This is a genomic window from Enterococcus sp. DIV1059_2 (assembly GCF_051713685.1).
Classification (GTDB): Bacteria; Bacillota; Bacilli; order Lactobacillales; family Enterococcaceae; genus Enterococcus_D; species Enterococcus_D casseliflavus.
The window spans coordinates 3,636,074-3,653,899 of record NZ_JBIOQK010000001.1 but is presented as its reverse complement, the minus strand read 5'-3'; the positions used below and the strand labels follow the sequence as shown (position 1 = coordinate 3,653,899).

Annotated in this window: 14 protein-coding genes; 10 read left to right on the top strand and 4 right to left on the bottom strand. The window is 38.4% G+C overall.

Annotation, left to right across the window (positions count from 1 at the left end; translation table 11 throughout):
* The first annotated feature begins 44 nt into the window (after positions 1–44).
* Positions 45–1,850, top strand: coding sequence for a sensor histidine kinase (locus tag IGI72_RS17370; protein WP_438754973.1), 1,806 nt, complete (start codon positions 45–47; stop codon positions 1,848–1,850).
* Positions 1,851–1,865: 15 nt separating this feature from the next.
* On the opposite strand, the gene IGI72_RS17365 is transcribed toward IGI72_RS17370, so the two are convergent.
* Positions 1,866–2,285, bottom strand: coding sequence for a phosphate-starvation-inducible PsiE family protein (locus IGI72_RS17365; RefSeq protein ID WP_438754971.1), 420 nt, complete (start codon positions 2,283–2,285; stop codon positions 1,866–1,868).
* A gap of 477 nt (positions 2,286–2,762) precedes the next feature.
* Here IGI72_RS17365 and IGI72_RS17360 point away from each other — a divergent pair, with 477 nt between their 5' ends.
* Together IGI72_RS17360 and IGI72_RS17355 are read left to right on the top strand one after the other, a co-directional pair.
* Complete coding sequence (locus IGI72_RS17360) at positions 2,763–4,286, top strand: flavocytochrome c (RefSeq protein WP_010748911.1); 1,524 nt, start codon at positions 2,763–2,765, stop codon at positions 4,284–4,286.
* 277 nt (positions 4,287–4,563) lie between these two features.
* Positions 4,564–5,946 carry a lytic polysaccharide monooxygenase gene (locus IGI72_RS17355; protein WP_438754969.1) on the top strand — a complete coding sequence of 461 codons (1,383 nt, stop codon included), beginning with the start codon at positions 4,564–4,566 and terminating at the stop codon, positions 5,944–5,946.
* Positions 5,947–6,126: 180 nt separating this feature from the next.
* On the opposite strand, the gene IGI72_RS17350 is transcribed toward IGI72_RS17355, so the two are convergent.
* Together IGI72_RS17350 and IGI72_RS17345 are read right to left on the bottom strand one after the other, a co-directional pair.
* Positions 6,127–7,407 carry a 2-hydroxycarboxylate transporter family protein gene (locus IGI72_RS17350; RefSeq protein WP_005230514.1) on the bottom strand — a complete coding sequence of 427 codons (1,281 nt, stop codon included), beginning with the start codon at positions 7,405–7,407 and terminating at the stop codon, positions 6,127–6,129.
* Positions 7,408–7,420: 13 nt separating this feature from the next.
* The gene (locus IGI72_RS17345; protein WP_438755124.1) at positions 7,421–9,082 is read right to left on the bottom strand and encodes a malolactic enzyme; all 1,662 of its coding nucleotides are present in this window, start codon (positions 9,080–9,082) and stop codon (positions 7,421–7,423) included.
* A 116-nt stretch (positions 9,083–9,198) separates the two neighbouring features.
* Here IGI72_RS17345 and IGI72_RS17340 point away from each other — a divergent pair, with 116 nt between their 5' ends.
* The 7 genes from IGI72_RS17340 (at position 9,199) to IGI72_RS17310 (ending at position 15,294) form a co-directional block, all read left to right on the top strand.
* Positions 9,199–10,095: a LysR family transcriptional regulator gene (locus IGI72_RS17340; protein WP_074536231.1), complete on the top strand. Its 897-nt coding sequence runs from the start codon at positions 9,199–9,201 to the stop codon at positions 10,093–10,095.
* A 268-nt stretch (positions 10,096–10,363) separates the two neighbouring features.
* The gene (locus IGI72_RS17335) at positions 10,364–10,507 is read left to right on the top strand and encodes a putative holin-like toxin (RefSeq protein WP_015510573.1); all 144 of its coding nucleotides are present in this window, start codon (positions 10,364–10,366) and stop codon (positions 10,505–10,507) included.
* A 424-nt stretch (positions 10,508–10,931) separates the two neighbouring features.
* Positions 10,932–11,108, top strand: coding sequence for a hypothetical protein (locus IGI72_RS17330; protein ID WP_438754966.1), 177 nt, complete (start codon positions 10,932–10,934; stop codon positions 11,106–11,108).
* 563 nt (positions 11,109–11,671) lie between these two features.
* The gene (locus IGI72_RS17325; RefSeq protein ID WP_438754964.1) at positions 11,672–12,073 is read left to right on the top strand and encodes a hypothetical protein; all 402 of its coding nucleotides are present in this window, start codon (positions 11,672–11,674) and stop codon (positions 12,071–12,073) included.
* Complete coding sequence (locus tag IGI72_RS17320) at positions 12,042–12,593, top strand: ATP-binding cassette domain-containing protein (RefSeq protein WP_311903579.1); 552 nt, start codon at positions 12,042–12,044, stop codon at positions 12,591–12,593. Before IGI72_RS17325 ends, IGI72_RS17320 begins: the two co-directional genes overlap by 32 nt.
* Positions 12,572–13,210 carry an ABC-2 transporter permease gene (locus tag IGI72_RS17315; protein WP_438754962.1) on the top strand — a complete coding sequence of 213 codons (639 nt, stop codon included), beginning with the start codon at positions 12,572–12,574 and terminating at the stop codon, positions 13,208–13,210. The genes IGI72_RS17320 and IGI72_RS17315 overlap by 22 nt, the downstream gene beginning before the upstream one ends.
* Positions 13,211–14,739: 1,529 nt before the next feature.
* Positions 14,740–15,294: a hypothetical protein gene (locus tag IGI72_RS17310; RefSeq protein ID WP_438754960.1), complete on the top strand. Its 555-nt coding sequence runs from the start codon at positions 14,740–14,742 to the stop codon at positions 15,292–15,294.
* Positions 15,295–15,558: 264 nt separating this feature from the next.
* On the opposite strand, the gene IGI72_RS17305 is transcribed toward IGI72_RS17310, so the two are convergent.
* Entirely contained in the window at positions 15,559–17,802 is a 2,244-nt protein-coding gene (locus tag IGI72_RS17305) for a glycoside hydrolase domain-containing protein (protein ID WP_438754958.1), read from the bottom strand.
* Positions 17,803–17,826: the final 24 nt, after the last annotated feature.

Below are 17,826 nucleotides of genomic sequence, written 5' to 3'. Positions count from 1 at the left end.
CTCCTGTATCAATAGTATTATAGTAAATATGAAAGGGGTTTACAATGAAACCGCCATCAAAGTTTTGGCTGTATTTAAGTGTGGTCGCTACCTTATTCATTACACTGATTGGACTTATTTTTACCTTTACAAGTTATAAAAGCGCACAAAGACAAGCTGAAACCGTCGGGTTGCGGCAGTTGGAAACGGTCAACCAAGCGGCGATCAAGCTGATCAGCCGCAGTATCGAATCGTACCACATGGCTCTTGCCAATTATGCCGATGACCACCTCGAAGGCGCCGCCTTGGCTGACTTGCAGCGGCCTTTAACGTTACCAGTGATCAATTCTGCGAACAATGCCATGGTCGGATTGTTTTTGATCAACCAACAAGGTCAGGTCATCGCCCAAAATACCGCAACGGCGGTCAATAAACCAGAAGATCCGCCGGTGCAAGAATTGTTATTTAAAGACCCATCCTTAGACAAAGTATTGGCAGGACGGCAGGTACAAAATGGGCAAGTCTATTTTGATGGCAAGCAGGCCTATCTAAATGTGTATCAGTCCTTAACCCTTGACGACAAAGAAGCGATTCTTGTGATGCCTTTGAATCTACAGCGCATGTACCATCATGAATTTACCACCGATCGCAATGTCTCCGGCTATACGATGGTCAAAAACGCCGAGATGCGGATCGTTATGCACCCATCGGACGAACAAATTGGGTTTTCCATCGTTGAAAGCCGCAAAAAAGAATTTCCAGAGCTGGATTTCACCGATCTTGAGCGCTTGGAGCAAGAACAAAGCGACAATGAAGAGGGCACCTCCGTCTATTATTCTTATTGGTGGAACGAAGAAACACTGCAAAAAGTGCTGAAATTGGCTGCTTATCAATGGATCACCATCGGCGACAGTCGGCTGATCGTCGCTAGCAATGCCGATTTTTTGGAGCAAAGCGGTCTCTTTTTACAAGACAACTTGATTTTGATCGGCCTACTAGGTTTGTTGTTTGTCATTATGATTTTATTGACGGTCCTGATCAAAAACTACATGAAACGCAATCAAGCCTATGTCGAAAACCAAGCATTGAAAGAACGACAACGGCTGTTAAAAGAAAAGCACGAAATCGAAAAAAACATTTTGCAAGAATCAAAACTGGAAACCATTGGCTTATTAACGACCTCGATCGTTCATGACCTAAACAACTTTTTGACGCCCATGATTGGTCATCTGCAATTGCTGATTGAGGAAAACCAACACGATGAAGTCTTGATGGAGGACTTGCAAGAAGTCTGCAAAGCAGCAGAAAAAGGCAAAGAGTTATCTAGCAATGTGCTGCGTTTTTCAAAACTCGAAAGTGCCGATAAAACTGTGCAGTCGATCGCCGCCACCTTGACAGAGGCCATCGATACTATGCGCGCACTGTTGCCAAAAGCCTTTTCCCTTACGTATGATATCCAAGAAGTAGGATATGCTGTCTACGAGAAGATCGATCTGCAAGTCATTATTTACAATTTGTTGATGAATGTATACCAAGCAAATGCCGACTGCAGCATTCGCTTGAGCCGCACTTCGACAGAAAGCGCCACCTTTCTGTTTCGTATGCAAGCTTTCTCCGCACAACAGGAGTTTGCATTGATCGAAATCGCCGACAACGGTCCTGGCATACCAGAAGCGATCCAAGAAAAAATCTTTACCCGCTTTTTCACGACCAAGAGTGCCACTGGCGGTACTGGTCTAGGACTCTTCACTGTCTCTTCGATCGTGGAAAAAAACGACTGGTTGATTGATGTTACAAGTACGCCTAAAGGAACCACCTTCTATATTGGTATCCCTCTAACTGATCCCGAAAAAGCCGCTGAAACCAACTGATCCAATGGGGTGGTTTCAGTGGTCTTTTTCTTGGGTATGTTGGAAGGCATTGATTTTTTGCAGGACTAGCAAGACGAGTACCAAAACAAAGATCGCTAAAGCAAAAAATAGGGCATCGTTCGCCATACCTTGCGTCAACAATAACTCGCGCAAAATCGCAGTAATGCTGATCAGAATCAAGTAACGGACGGGAATATGGTGTCCGTCCTTCATATACCGCAGCAACATCAAAATGATTTCTAATAAAATGAATAGCGTGGCAATTTCTTCAATCAAAAAGGACAGGTGGGGCGCTTCACTTAAGGGAAAGAGCGTCGTGCTGATCATAAAAATCGCTTTTCCCATAAAAATCAAGACGACAACGACTAAGATCGCCAATATGCTATCAATGCAAATACTGATCACTCGCTCGAACATTCGGGTCAATTTTTCCATTCGCCACTCCATTTCTGCTTTTTCTTTTATTATACAAAAGAAGGCGTAGGACAAAGGGAAAAGAACAGAGAAAGAACAATCGCGGCCATATCTTTTTGACCGCGTGCTTAACGATCCTTCTATGGGCATGTCTTTTGTGATAGCTTTCAATAGCAGAAAGTAGCGAGGAAAATATAATATCTTTTTTTGGTAAAATTAGAATAAGATGAGAATGAATAGTTAAAATATACACAAATTATTACGGGACACTTAGTTTCTTTTTTTGTTACAATGGTTAAATAAAATAGAACGCTGTTGAAATGTTGCTTAAACAATGTTTTTATCGCTATCGAATAGAAAAATAGTCCGATCGCAAGATATTTACAATTGTTAATAAAGTAACAAGTTGGCAGAGTTCGCAAGAAAGATGCTTCTTTTCTTATCGTATATGACGGGGATCAGTGAGGAGAAAAGAGCAAGAAAAACGGAGGGAAACAAATGAAAAAAAGTGGATGGTCAAAATGGGTGATTGGGGCAGCCTCATTATTGTTGCTTAGTGCATGTGGCGCCGATGGCGGAACAAAAGCCAGCAGCAGTGCGGCAAGCTCTTCTTCAGAAAGTGAAGTCACTTCAGGTGCTTCCCAACAAGAGTATACCGATCCAGCAGAGTTAAAAGATCAATATGATATCGTCATCGTTGGTGCTGGCGGTGCAGGGATGGCAGCAGCCTTATCGGCTAAAGATGCTGGAATGAATCCAGTCATTTTAGAAAAAATGCCGATCGCAGGCGGAAATACCTTGAAATCTTCTGGCGGAATGAACGCATCAGAAACCAAGTTCCAAGAAGCCCAAGGCATTGAAGATTCCAATGAACTATTTTTTGAAGATACCCTAAAAGGCGGTAAAGGAACCAACGATCAAGAATTGCTGCATTATTTAGTAGACAACTCTGCTTCAGCGATTGATTGGTTGGATTCAATGGGGATCACTTTAGACAATATCAGCTATAGCGGCGGTGCCAGTGTAAAACGGATCCATCGTCCTCACGACGGTTCAGCAGTCGGTACGTATTTGGTGGATGGCCTATTGAGAAACATTCATGAGCAAGAAATTCCTTTATTTGTAAATGCTGATGTGACAAAAATCAATGAAACAGACGGCAAAGTCACTGGCGTCAACGTAAAAATCAATGGCGAAGAAAAAGAAATCGCTGGCGATGCGGTCGTTGTTACTACTGGTGGTTTTGGCTCCAACAAAGAACTGATCGAAAAATACCGTCCAGATCTGAAAGGCTATGTCAGCACGACTTCTGAAGGAAGTACAGGCGATGGCATCAAGATGATCGAAGAATTAGGCGGCGCAACGGTTGATATGGATCAAATCCAAGTCCATCCAACCGTGGTTCAAGATACAGGCATGTTGATCAGTGAAACCGTTCGTGGAGAAGGCGCCATCTTGGTGAACCAACAAGGGGAACGTTTCTACAATGAATTAGAAACCCGCGACAATGTTTCTGCTGCTATCACAGATCTGCCAGAAAGCTATGCCTACTTAATTTTTGACAATGCGTTAGCAGGTAGAGCCAAACAAGTCGATTACTACAAAGAACAAGGTGTAGTGGTAGAAGCCGATACCATCGAAGCCTTAGCTGAAAAAATCGATGTCGATCCAGCAACCTTGAAGAAAACCTTAGATACATGGAACCAAGCAGTGGCAGACAAAGCCGACAAAGATTTCGGTCGTGAAACGGCGATGGACTATGATCTGACGGAAGGGCCATTCTATGCGATTCAAATCGCACCTGGGATCCACCACACAATGGGCGGCGTCAAAATCAATACGAAGACCCAAGTGTTGAAAGAAGATGGCACACCAATCACTGGCTTGTATGCAGCAGGTGAAGTGACCGGCGGTATCCACGGACAAAATCGAATCGGCGGCAATGCTGTAGCCGACATTATGGTCTTTGGTCGCCAAGCAGGCGCGCAATCCTCTGACTATGTGAAAGAAAACGGGAAATAAGCGGCTGTTTTTTCCTAAAAAAGACCGTATATAAAGAAAGAAACTTGGAACGAATCCTCTTAAGCGATTAGGAGGAGAATCGTTTCAAGTTTTTTTGTATTTCTCACTGAAAGGACGGGAAACTAGTCATTATAATCTTATAATGATTTGATAATTTATAATTCACATATAAACAAAATGTTTTTGTCAGTAGGATTTGCTTTTCAATGAATCGGAATCAAGGAATAAACGGATAGAATTGGTTTATTCGATGATAAAAAATTTTAGGAGGCAGAGTATGAAAAACGCATTGGTAAAATGGTCGGTCGGGGTGGCAATCTTACTTGGAGGGACCTTGTTCTTCACGGGAAAACAAGTATTTGCTCATGGTTATGTGGAATCACCGGTCAGTCGGGGCTATCAAGGGTCTTTGGATCGCAATACGTTAGGGTGGAGCGCTGCGTTTGAAAAATATGGCAATGTCATTTCAAACCCACAATCATTGGAAACCAAAAAAGGCTTTCCAGAAGCAGGACCAGTAGATGGTCGTATCGCTTCAGCAGATGGTGGACTCGGACAAATCGGGGACTTTGTTCTTGATGAACAAGGAACCAATCGTTGGACCAAACAAGACATCAATCAAGGACCATTGCGGGTCAATTGGCATTATACAGCGCCGCATAAGACCACAAAATGGCATTACTATATCACGAAACCAGGATGGGATCAAAACGCGCCACTTTCAAGAGATAGCTTGGAATTGATCGCCACTGTAAATCACGATGGTTCGGCTGCCAGCAATAGCCCAAGCCATACCATTACCATTCCAGAAAATCGTCTTGGTTACCATGTCATTTTAGCGGTCTGGGATGTTGCCGATACGCCAAATGCCTTTTATAACGTGATCGACGTTAACGTTTCTGGTTCAACAGTCATTCCTGAAAAACCAGCAGCACCGGCAAATGTCCGCTCAGAACGAGTGACTAGCAGCACGGTGGCTTTAGCATGGAACGGTCAAACCGATGCGAAAGAATACAACGTGTATCGTGATGGTGCCTTAGTGGCAACGACTACTGAGCCAACCTTTACCGACACGCAATTAAAAGCTAACACGACCTATGGCTATCAAGTAGAAGCAGTCGGCTTTACGGCGTTAGTTTCAGAAAAAAGTGCTGCAGTGAAAGTGACTACCTCAGCAGACAATCAAGTCGAAACCCCTTCGACACCAGGCAACCTGCACCAAATGAGCGTGACAGACAGCAGCGTGTCCTTAATGTGGCAAGCATCGACTCATACAAATGGGATCGCTGGATATGATGTTTACCGCAATGGCGTCAAAATCGCTACAGCCACAGGAACAACCTATGAAGACACGAATCTAGCAGCGGATACAACCTACAATTACCAAATCAAAGCAATCAGCAAAACGGGCGAACAATCCGCTTTCAGTAACCAGCTGAGCGTGAAAACCAATGCCAAAGAAGAAACGGAAACACCTGGAGGCGGGGAGTCAGAATACCGTGTGTGGAAACTAGGTACATTCTCTGCACCAGAAGTGTATACAAGTGGTGAAATCGTGAGCCATAAAGGCAGCAATTATGTCGTGATCAACACCCACTCAAATTACGGGGACACCACTTGGTCTCCTGATCAAGCACCAACCTTGTTTCAGAAGCTGTAACCCTTGAATGAATCAGTAACGCAAGAGCAGTGCGGTGGCACTGCTCTTTTTGACTCTTTTATGAGGAAATGATTGAACCTTTGTTTGATTCGTGCAACCAATTGGACGAATTCGTTTGAGGAATGCAAAAACAGGTGCTGCTATGCGTCATGCGCAGCAGCACCTGTTTTTTGTTTTTGATCAAGAATAGAAGAAACGGATCAAGATCCCACCTAAAATCAGCACGATTGCACCGCATAAACGGTTGGCCATTTGGGCAAAAGCAATCATTTCCATTCTATCAGAGGCAGACAATACAGCGATATTGCCTGTTCCCCCCATGGAGTTGTTGATCATACCGGCGCCAATTGCGGTTTCAACGGGGTACATCCCCAATACCATCCCAAAGAACCAGCTGGCAGCCCCCATAGATACGACACTGGTTAGGCAAAGCACGACAAATTGCCAAGTAAAGGCAGAAGCCAATGTTGACAGATCGATCAATGCCAAACCAATCCCCGCCAAGACCGCATGGGTCAAATTCGTCATCACAACATTGTTGAACATCACCACAGAATCTTCGAGTTTCTTAGGGACAATGTTCAAGGCTTTTAGAATAAAGACAATCACGATCATAAAGGCATACTCGTGAATTTTAGGGAAAAAGTCGCTTAAAATCGCACCAACGACCAACAGTGAGAAGGAAAAGAGCATCCCGACCCCGATTTGTTGGGCATCAAGCGTTATTTTTGGTTTTTCTAATTCTTCTTTCGTGGCATTGATCAGTGTACCATGGCCATTGTATTTGGTTTTAGCAAAGGCCTTTGCGATAAATAAAGCACCAATAATGGCAAGAATATTCCCGAAAGTAACTGCTGGCGCTAATTGAGAAAAGATGGCAGCTTGATTGCCGTTTGCCAAGCCATCAGCATAAATTTGTGAAAGTGGGGTGATTCCCGCTCCCATTCCGCCAGACATCATTGGTAGAGACACATACATCACCGAATCAGCAAAGCCATTGCCTAGCAGCATACCGACAAGGCCGACGGAGAAAAAGCCTACTACCATGGTGATCAAAGCAACGGGAATGAATTTCGTAGAAGCTTTCACCAACAAATTGCGGTTCATACCTAAAATCGAGCCGCAAATCAAAGCGGCAATATAGAAATCAAGAAAGCCAAAACCGCCCCCCATGAAGTCACTGACCGCGTCAATGACTTTCGTGGGTACGAGATGGAAGGAGGCTAAAAGAGTGGCACCAAGTAGGGTAAAAACTGACCCACCGCCAAGATAAGAATTCATGATCGGGAGTTTTTCCCCAATGAAATACAGCAGGTGTCCTAAGGCAACCAGTAAAATGGTGATCCCAACCATATTTAATGGCAACTTGTCTAAGGCAATCGCACTGAATATGACAACCATGAAAAAGAGATACAAGGGAAGACTAATTCCCGAAATCGTCATCGTTTTTAATTTATTCATTTTTCAGACCTTCCTAGTATGTTGGATACCATTTCAGATTTTGGACAGCTTTTGCCATATCGGTTTCTTGCGCTTGGGCTAACCCTTGTTCTTTGGCTTTATTGGCAACTGCTTCAGCCACTTTGATAGAAACGTCCGCAACGTATTCAAATGGTGGAAGAACTGGTGCACCGGGTTGGCTCAAGTCAACCAAACCACTTAATGAATGAGCAGCAGCACCAATCATTTCATCGGTCAAGAGAGAGGCTTCTGAAGCCAACATACCTAATCCTAGACCAGGATAGATCAAGGCGTTGTTTGCTTGACCGATTTGGTAGTCGACCCCTTTGTATTGGATCGTTCCTGAAGGGACACCGGTTGCTACAAAGGCTTTTCCATCAGACCATTCGATCACTTGCTCAGCTGTTGCTTCTAATTTTTTTGTTGGATTCGAGATAGGGAAAATCACTGGACGAGCAGTGTTTTCACACATCGCTTCCACAACTTCTTTGGTAAAGGCACCCGCATTGGTTGAAGTACCGACCAAAATCGTTGGTTTTGCGACTTTAATGACATTGATCAATTGCGTCATATCGCCAGCATTGGCAAAGTCAGCCCGTTTTTTGGCAAATGGTTTTTGTGCAGGAGTCAAATCGGACATATCATCGAACAAAAGCCCTTGTTTGTCAACCATAAAGAAATGATTGTAGGCTTCTTCTTCTGAAAGCCCTTCGCTGACCATTTCCGCATGGACACGGCTGGCAATCCCGGCACCAGCGGAACCACCGCCATAACATAAGTAGACTTGATCCGTTAATTTTTCACCTGTAATATCCAGTGCACCGAAGATACCGCCCAGCACAACGATTCCCGTTCCTTGGATGTCATCGTTAAAAGTTGGAATCGATTGTTTGTATTTGTCCAAAATCGTTGCAGCATTTGAACGGCCAAAGTCTTCCCAATGCAAGTAAAGTTTAGGGAACAATGATTCTGCCGTTTGAACAAATTGGTCGATGAATTGGTAGTAAGCATCACCGTAGACACGTTCTTGACGATTGCCTAGATACAAATGATCCTCTAACAATTCTTTACGGTTGGTCCCAGCATCGATCATGATTGGTAAAACAGAAGCAGGGTCGATCCCAGCAGCTGCTGTATAAATCATCAATTTACCGACAGAAATATCGACACCTTGGACACCCCAGTCACCAATCCCAAGAATCCCTTCAGCGTCAGTGGCTACGATCAAGCGAATGTCCCGATCGCCAGCGGCGTTTTTCAACGTTTCTTCGATGTTTTCTGGATGATTGATATCTAAGTATGCTGCATATTGAGGATCAACGAATAGGCGGCTGTAATTTTCAATGGTGTCAGCAATCGTTGGATCGTAGACGATCGGATTGAATTCAACGATATGTTGGTTGAACAAATAGTAGAACAATGTCCGATTGGTATTAAAGATCTCCATTAAAAAGTGACGTTTTTCAATGTCGGATTCTTTGGTGACATATTGCAAATAGGCTTGTTCTGCTTGTTCTTCGATCGTTTGCACGTGAGGGGGCAATAAACCGATCAACCCTAGTTCTTTTCGTTCTTCTTGCGTAAACGCGGTTCCTTTGTTTAAAAATGGGTTATTTAAAATGTCATGTGCTTTCATTATGTTCCTCCAATGGATATATTTTGAGTACTCGTTCATTTCCATTAGCTACTTTAATCCTCGGACAGAATTATAGTCAACTATCGGTGGTATAATAAAAATTATTTATAACAAAACCGATGCGAGCTTGAATCGGCTAAGGGAGAAATCAGACGATGAACATACGAGATTTAGAATACTTTAACGCTTTGGCAGAGATGCTTTCTTTTACGCAAGTGGCGCATAAATTTGCCGTCAGTCAACCAACCGTCAGCTACGCTATCAAACGCTTGGAAGAGCATTATGGCTGTGATTTGATCGCTCGAGAAGCCTCTCATCGCTCCATTTCATTGACCACGGAAGGAGAAATTTTGAAGGCTCATGCGCAATATATCTTAGATGAATTTGTGACCTTGGACCGAGCCATCGACCATGCCAAAAACAACCGGACCCACATCGGTTTGCCACCGATCATTCGTTCCAAAGTTTTTTCAAAACTCTTAGATGAAAAAGAGATCATCCGCTTTATTTCGAATTTCCACTTAGTATCTGGGGGATCCAATGAATTGCTTTCGAAACTATTGTCAGGAAAAATCGATTTTAGCTTGCTGGGCAGTGTCAATCCCCTCGTCCACCCGAATCTGCAGGTGAAATTGCTGCACCAACAAGAGTTTTTTATCTTTGTGTCAAAAGAAAATCCATTGGCAGAAAAAAAGGAGATCTCATTCGAAGAAGCTGCCGAATATCCCTTTATCCTATTGGAAAAAGGCTATACCCACATGCGCGCCTTTCAGAATTTAAGTGAGAAATCAAAGAAGAAGCCCGAAGTCCCCTTTTATTTTTCAGACGTCCAGACGATTGGTCAGTTGGTCAGTTCCAATATCGGCATTACCTTGATGACGGAATTTCCCGTGTTTCAAGAAATGGAAGGCTTAGTGAAAATACCACTAGTCCCTGAAGATAAGGAAATCTTTTATATTCAATATGCCTATTTAAAAAGTGCGATGTTGAATCAAGAAGTCCAGAAGTTGATTAGGATCTTGGATGAGCTGTCTTGGGAGGAGGAAGGGTGAGAAATGGGGATCTCTTGAGGTAAGGTCAGAGAAAATGGTAGAGGTATGTGTTTTTGAGGTAAGAAAAATCTTTCAAAGTAGATAAAACGAGTGAATGGTTCCTTTAAACGATGAAACGAGAAAAAAATCCCTTTACTTAGACCGTTCTTACCGCATGAAAAAACGCTGAAAACCTTGATAAAGCTCGGTTTTTAGCGTGGATTTTTGGTATAATAGTAGGACAGTAAAGTTTGTGACGGTGGCTATCTTTTGAAAGGTGGTGGTGCTTATGAAAGTAAGTGTTCACTCTTTAGAAAGGAGAAGCCTTTTGTCTGTAGCTGAAGCATTAGGGCTAATGATTAGTTTCGGTTCTTTAATCGCAACGATTATCTTTGGCATCCTAACTGCAGCAAAAAACGACAAAAAAAAGTAACCAGTCACTAAACTTTGGCGAGTTGACTGATTACTAAAATAATATAAAACTTGCCACCGTCTTAAACGGTGCTGTAGGGGAGTTGTTCGCGCAACTCCTCTTTACACAATAATTATAGCAAGATTTCGGTGAGATATCAATCATTGACGCTACAGACGTGCTATTGCACGTCTATTTTTTTGTCCTCCTAAGTGGTGGAGCCAACTGGAACGTGGAGGGTAAAAAAGATCGCTTTTCCTTCTTAAAAAAGGTCTAAGTACCACCATTGTTCTGCAATTTAACCATCCATTTTCTCGGTATTATTAATCTATCGGGTACTTAAAATATCTTTCATGTGCATGAAGAAACTGAATGAACAATGGAAAATACCAATAACGCCCTACAATCGGCGCTTATACTGGCCGCCTAGCTGGATCAAATGTGATTGTGGGAGTTAGTAAAACAAGTTTATGTGAAAAAAGGGGATTTTTCTATCCTGATGGGCTTTTTAAGTAACGCTACGACGGTTGAGAATCTGCAATTTACGCAAAGAAAAGAAGAGTTAGGTATTTTTAAGGAGAACGAAGCAAAGGCAATCCTTGATGCCATATATGCACTATAAGATGAAGAGGATGTGATCCGCAAAACTTTTACAGATAGCGGTCATGTAGACTGGGTATCTGGAACGTATTTTGATTTTGAGATTGCAAAATTAACGTTTGAATAATTACTGAAAGAATGGTCAAAACCAATTAGAGGAGGAACAACAATGGATGATTTATTTCTAAATAAGGAACACATTTCTGGGCGCCATTTTTGGAGTTAGTAAAGAGTCTTATATAGGATTGAATAGTTTAATTAAGTCGGATAATCACTTAGTAAATATTCTAATAACCAAGGTCAATCCTTTTGAAATTATCAGTATAATCATACTCGCATATCTGTTTACAAAAAAATAGAAGGAAGTAAAAAAGATTTTACACTTATTATTTCTATATGGTATATCCTGGATTTGCTTATTCTTTACTTTTTTTCTAACTAAGAGGGGTTACTTTTCTGATGTTCCAAGATTACAAGAAAGAAATGCAAAAATTAATGCGTTATTTTTTTTAACTTACTTTATTATTGTTATTATTAGTTTGATGTTCATAAACTTAGATCGGCCAGAAGTAGTAATGGGCGAAAATGATTTTTACTTTTTCACAAAAGTTTTTTTCAATAATTTCATTTTTTTTTATATTATGTAGCGGATGTGTTCTAAATAAGTATGTTACCTATGTTGTAATAATATCTAATGCTTATCTTCGAGGCATTAATACGCCGCTAATTATTATGTTACAAATGGGTGTAGTATCCGTTCTACTTCATGGAGAGATCGAGTTTTTTGGTTTTTTCTTGGGTGCACTTATTGGTTTGAAAAGTATTGAATATCATGTGGCAAACGTCAAAAATACAAAATTAATTTTATTATTAGGAATTATCGCTATTTTTCTAGGTGCATTGGTAGAAGCATATATCACCACTATTTTTAATGATTTAAATAAGGAGAATTACTATGCAGGAAATTTTGAAAGTAACAGATGTTAATTTTGAGAGGAGCGACTTTAGTCTCAACAACATAAGTTTTAAAATCTACAGTGGGGATATTGTTGGTTTGATAGGTGAAAATGGTGCAGGGAAAACAAATTTATTTAACGTAATATTTAAAAATTTAGAGCCGTCCAATGGAGAAATATCTTTTTTGGGCGATCAGCACACAAAAACAGACAAATCAGAAATGGCCATTATTCTAGACAAAAATCATTTCAACGCATCATTTACAGCTATTGATATAAACTCTATTTTTAGCAAAGTTTTTAAAAACTGGAACAAGGAGCTATTTTTTTCATACATAAAGGAATTCGACTTACCAAAAGATAAAAAAATTAACGATTATTCACATGGTATGAAAGTGAAATTAAATTTTGCCTATGCTTTGTTTCGAAAGCTCAAATTGTTGTTGCTGGATGAGGCAACTAATGGATTGGATCCCGTATTTAGAAATACATTACTATCTTATATATCAGGTTTTTCAAAGGAAACTGGATGTGCTGTGTTTATTCCTTAAGGAATAATATTAAAATAATCTATGTTATCTCATTTTTGATCATATACTTTACTGCTGTTTTGATATTTAAAGAAACTGGGCTTATAATAGCTAATATTATTAGTATATTTTTTTCTGTATCGATTGTACTACCATTATTCACAGATGATCATAAAGACGATTGGTACTATTTTTCTACTACTTTGCCTATTAGACATACGGATATAGTCCTATCAAGATATACTGTTATGGGAGTTGTTCTAGCAACTATTTCACTATTCAATTTGATTGTAGATTCTATATTTTTACTTTTTTACAACCAATACTCAATTTTGGTATACTTAAGTGTTATAGGATTATCAATAGCTATTAGTGTAATATACACTTCCCTTTTAGTACCAGCGGTTTATTTAGCTGGAATAAACGGAAGCTCAATCGTTTTTCTGATACTGATTGTTATATTCATGTTAGTTCAAAACTTATTGAAAACTTCTATGATAAATGAAATATTTAAATTATCAAATTACATTCTCTTTTTCTGCTTGTTCTTAGTTTGTTTATTGTTTTTGCTTATATCGATATACCTATCTTTTAGAATTACAAAAAAGATGGTTAACCAATGTCCAAATACAGATTAAAGGAGCTTTAACATGTACGATGTAAAGTCAAAAAAATTTTATTGTAACAGATGTAAGAAAGAAATAAGTACTTATGAAACATGTTGGACTAAATGGCAATTTCCTCCCAAAATCAATAGCGCTCAAGAAAAATCCCTCAAGGCTTTAGAGAATCAAAATGCATCTATCTTATGTTTAAAGTGCGCCAACGATATTTTCTCTGAACCGTTTTAAAAAGTTGATGTATTTATACTTCCCGTTATTAGTCACCAAATAAGATGTATTTCAGGATAAAAAAGGTGTCAGAAACTTAATAGTTTTTGATCCTTTTTTGTTCCCTCGTTTAAGGGGGCACTGGAACATCCGTACAGAAAATAGCGGTAGTTTTTGGGAATGATTAATTAGAATCATTTTGACAATGACTTTTTGAAACTATAAAACATTGTTATAATAAGATTTTATAACTTATTTTACTGATTGCCAAAAACTAATGTTCCAGTGGCCCTTATAGAGACAAATTTATAACAAGAAAAGTCTATTCTGAAAAATACTATATAATAAATATATACACGTTATAGTGTTTTATCACGAAGGGATGATTCATATGGTTTTTGAGCGGAAATGTTACGGTGACCAAGGGAAAGTACCTGTTACACCGTATAATCAACGATGGTATTGGCCACCTGATTGGATAGAATGCGATTGTGGTGATCTAGAAAAAATTACGGTAAGGAAAGGAAATTCTTTTTACTCAAATGGACATTATCTATGCAAAACTTGTGACCGTGAGTATCGAAAAATTGATGGTACTAATCGATTTGTTTTAGTGAGAGATAAGGTAAATTAAAAAATTTATTAATCCATGTATTCTTAGAGCATTGCTAATAGTGCAGTGTTTTTTTTATGAAGATGATGCAACTCCTTTATAAAATTTACCTAATAATGTATTTCCCTTCTATATCAGTAATCGTTTACAGTATTGTTTTATTACATCTTCAAACTGTTATCTAGACTAAGATGTGTTTTTTTTATATAATCAAGATAATTAATTACTTGAGGGGTTTAATAATGAAAAAGAACTATCAAAAATTATTTTTGTCAGTGTAATAATGGTCTCAGCTTTGTTGATAATCAGATTCCAAAAAAAGAAGTTAGTTATCTTCCAGTTCATTATTTTACAGAAGTTATTACAGATAATAAACAAGAACTAATTGATAGATCGAATATAAATAAAGTCTCAATTGCTGATAAACAATTAATTTTAGAACTGAAAAATGAATTGAACAACTATGATGAAGTATCATATTTACTCGATGGAAATGATGATGAACTAACGTTGTCACTTTATATTAATCAAAATAATAATAGAAGTAATAATTCTCAGAGTCACAATAAATCAACCTTAGTTTTTCCATTAACTAACAACATTAAATCTGATATCAATATAGTGAATATATAAGCTAATAATTAATAAAAGAGCTGAATCGATTCGAAAAGAATAACAAGGATGATTTTGAATTTTAAATCATTAGATTAGTGAGGAATATAATATGATGATTATTTATGTAGTATGTTATTGGGTGTTACTCATTGCTTGTGGCGTACTAATTAGACAAAATGAAAAAGGAAATAAACAAATTTACCAAAAAATTGCAAATGAGTTTGGCTCAATATCTTTAAAAGATGCTGAAAGATTGTTAAAAAAACAAACTAATTATTTTTTTAAAGAAAACCCTAAAACAGGTTTTTTCTTGCGACACCTAGCGTATTTTTTTCAATTCATATTCATACTCCTATATTTTTTTACGCCATTCTTATCAACGGTGTACTGGTTAAGTGTCCTTTTTATTTTTTTTCAATTAACTCTTATAGCGGATATTATAGCTATTTTATATGTGAAAAAAGTATATTCGAAGAATGAAATTGAAGTGTTTTGGAAAGAATATTTAGATAGTCATCCTACAAACTTATTGAAAGTAGCGTTAAATAATGGATACTACACACCTAAGTCAAATGTTCTATTAATTAATCGTTCTATATTGCTGCTTGTTTTTTCAGCTACTGTAGCGTTAATTCAATTCTTCTATCACAACTTTGGTGTATGAGAAAATGATTTAGGGATTTTTAAGGGTGTTTATAATGCTGGTGTATGTATAGAATCATATCTTAATATTGCTCGAAATACTTGATGTTATAAACGACGTTAAATGATAAAGCTAAGTCCTCCACAAAAATTTGTCATGTTTTTGGAAGGATTTAGCTTTTTTCGTCAGTTAGCTTATAAAAATTGTGTTCTAAATCTCAATTCACACGTCTATCATCTCTACAACAAAGAGTGTGATAACATCATCCGATTGATTTAATTGAAATTAGTCTTTGAACGTTTCTTCAAAAAAGGCTATCATAGTAGCCAGTATTGCTGTAATACCTTGTAATACACCCTGTGTAGCAACAATACCTGATAAACCTAAGAAGCCTAATACAGCTACTGGCGTAAGACCAACACCTAGTCCCACTGCCAAACTGAAACGGCGATCAAATTCTTCAATTTGGATTTTGTATCTGTCCAACTCTGGTGATAGTCCTGGTGGAAGCTCTCTAGGATCGAAATAGATACCTAAAGATACAGAATAATTATAATTTATAGGCTCATTATTTAATCTGATAGTATCTTTTCCTGTAGACTTAATGAGCACCCCAATAGCACCAGCGTCATTTATATCCATAGAAATCTGAATGTCTCCATTATTCATGATTTCACTAATTCTATTGACAATATCTACTACTTGATTATTTCCACCCGTTAAATCAATTAAGTCTTGAACCAGCTGCAGATCTTCTTGAAATTTAAGCTCTGGTTTTCCATTTTCAATTTTAAACTTTGCATAGTTTCCATCAAAAACATCAATACTATTTGATATTTTTAACTGCAAAACAATATTACCTACAACTGCAGTCTGTTCAATCTCAGAAGAAAATTCAGTGGTTAAATTCTCTTTAAATAGTGGCAGTGCTTCTGTAATTTTTTTTGCGATAGAGATTTTTTTAGCTTCTTCTAATTCTAGAAGGCGTTCAGCATCTGTGGGATATTCAAACGATGACTGACCATTATCCCAATACCCTGATACACCGACTTTATCAATATCTATTCCCCCAAGACTATATTCAAAGAATTGATCAAATGACCAGTTCTTAGGCATTTTATACCCTAGATTAGCACTAAACCCCGAGGACATATCGGATACAAAACAATTTTGAATTTGGATAATTGAGTTCATTGCTTGCGTACATACATTTCTTGGCGCGTACAACGAAACGCCGTACTCAGGATATTTGCTTTGCATTGTATGGACTACATCTCTTAAGTAACTCACAACTACTGGAATTTCGTCACCCAAAACATCAAAGTCACATGCAAAATAAATTGTAGTTCCATTTTTAAACCCAAGAGACTTAGCGGCGGCACCAGCCTGGACTGCATCATTAATTCCTTGCCCATATCTAGAAAAATAAGCAAGACTAGCACCTCCATTCTGATAAATTGGGAATACTTTAAAATTATTTGCTTCTAGTAATTTTAATTCTGGAATAGTTAAGTTTTTTGGGCGTTCATTACTTCCAATTCCAACAGTACCAGTCAAATAACGACCGATTGTATTATAACCTGCATTTTTCAAAATATTAATCTGATCCATAGTTAGTATTTGGTAGGATGTATCGCAAGCAGTAGTTTTCCTAGAAGTATCCCCCGTAGTAGTTAACAAAGCTTTTATAACAGGCATGTCTGCGGTATCGTTTACAGGTGAAATATTCATAAAATTCTTGTAGTTTTTTAATGCTGCAGAAAGTGACGACGTCCAAATCCCATCTAAATTTCCACTATATTCTTCATTAACAATTAAAGCCGCTTGCAAAATGGCAATATTATTCTTTGAGCCAATTGAAGGAGATAAAGTTGGACAGTTTGCGGTAGTTCCTTCACCAAAAAAACCATTAGCGACACTTGTTGACATACCCATTTCAGCCTGTAGAGCATAAATCAAAGCTTTATTTGTTTCTCTTTGATAAATACCATCACATGGCAGAATTCCAGTATAACGATTATAATTTTGATTTAAATACATTTGAACTTGTTGAATTTTTAAACTTCCTCCATACACTAAACTAAATGCACTCATATCAAATAATGCTTTAGCCCACATAGAAGAGAAATTATCAGTTGATTCGTTGACTCCAGCTGCATACTTAAACTGGAGAATAGCATTTTTTGTTGATTGGGTATATTCTTCGCTAAATGCACCCGTCCCCATTCCCTTACAAATCATACCAGCATCTATCAACTTAAAAATTCTATGTTTTGTTCCTAGAACAAGAAGGCTACTAATTTTCGCATCCCACTTCGCTTGTGTAGTAACACCGAAGTTATTTGCAAGTGAAGTAATTCCAAGTTCATGTTGTACAGCTTTAATTATTCCATAAATAGTAGGCCATCCTGTTCTACCATCTTCAGGAACACTTCCCCAACCTGAAACGGTACTGTATGTTTCATTTAACCAGTTCTGCACATTTAAAACCCATGGATCCCCATTGCTTTTTACATTTAAATTATTCATAATTATCACCTCAATAATAGTATT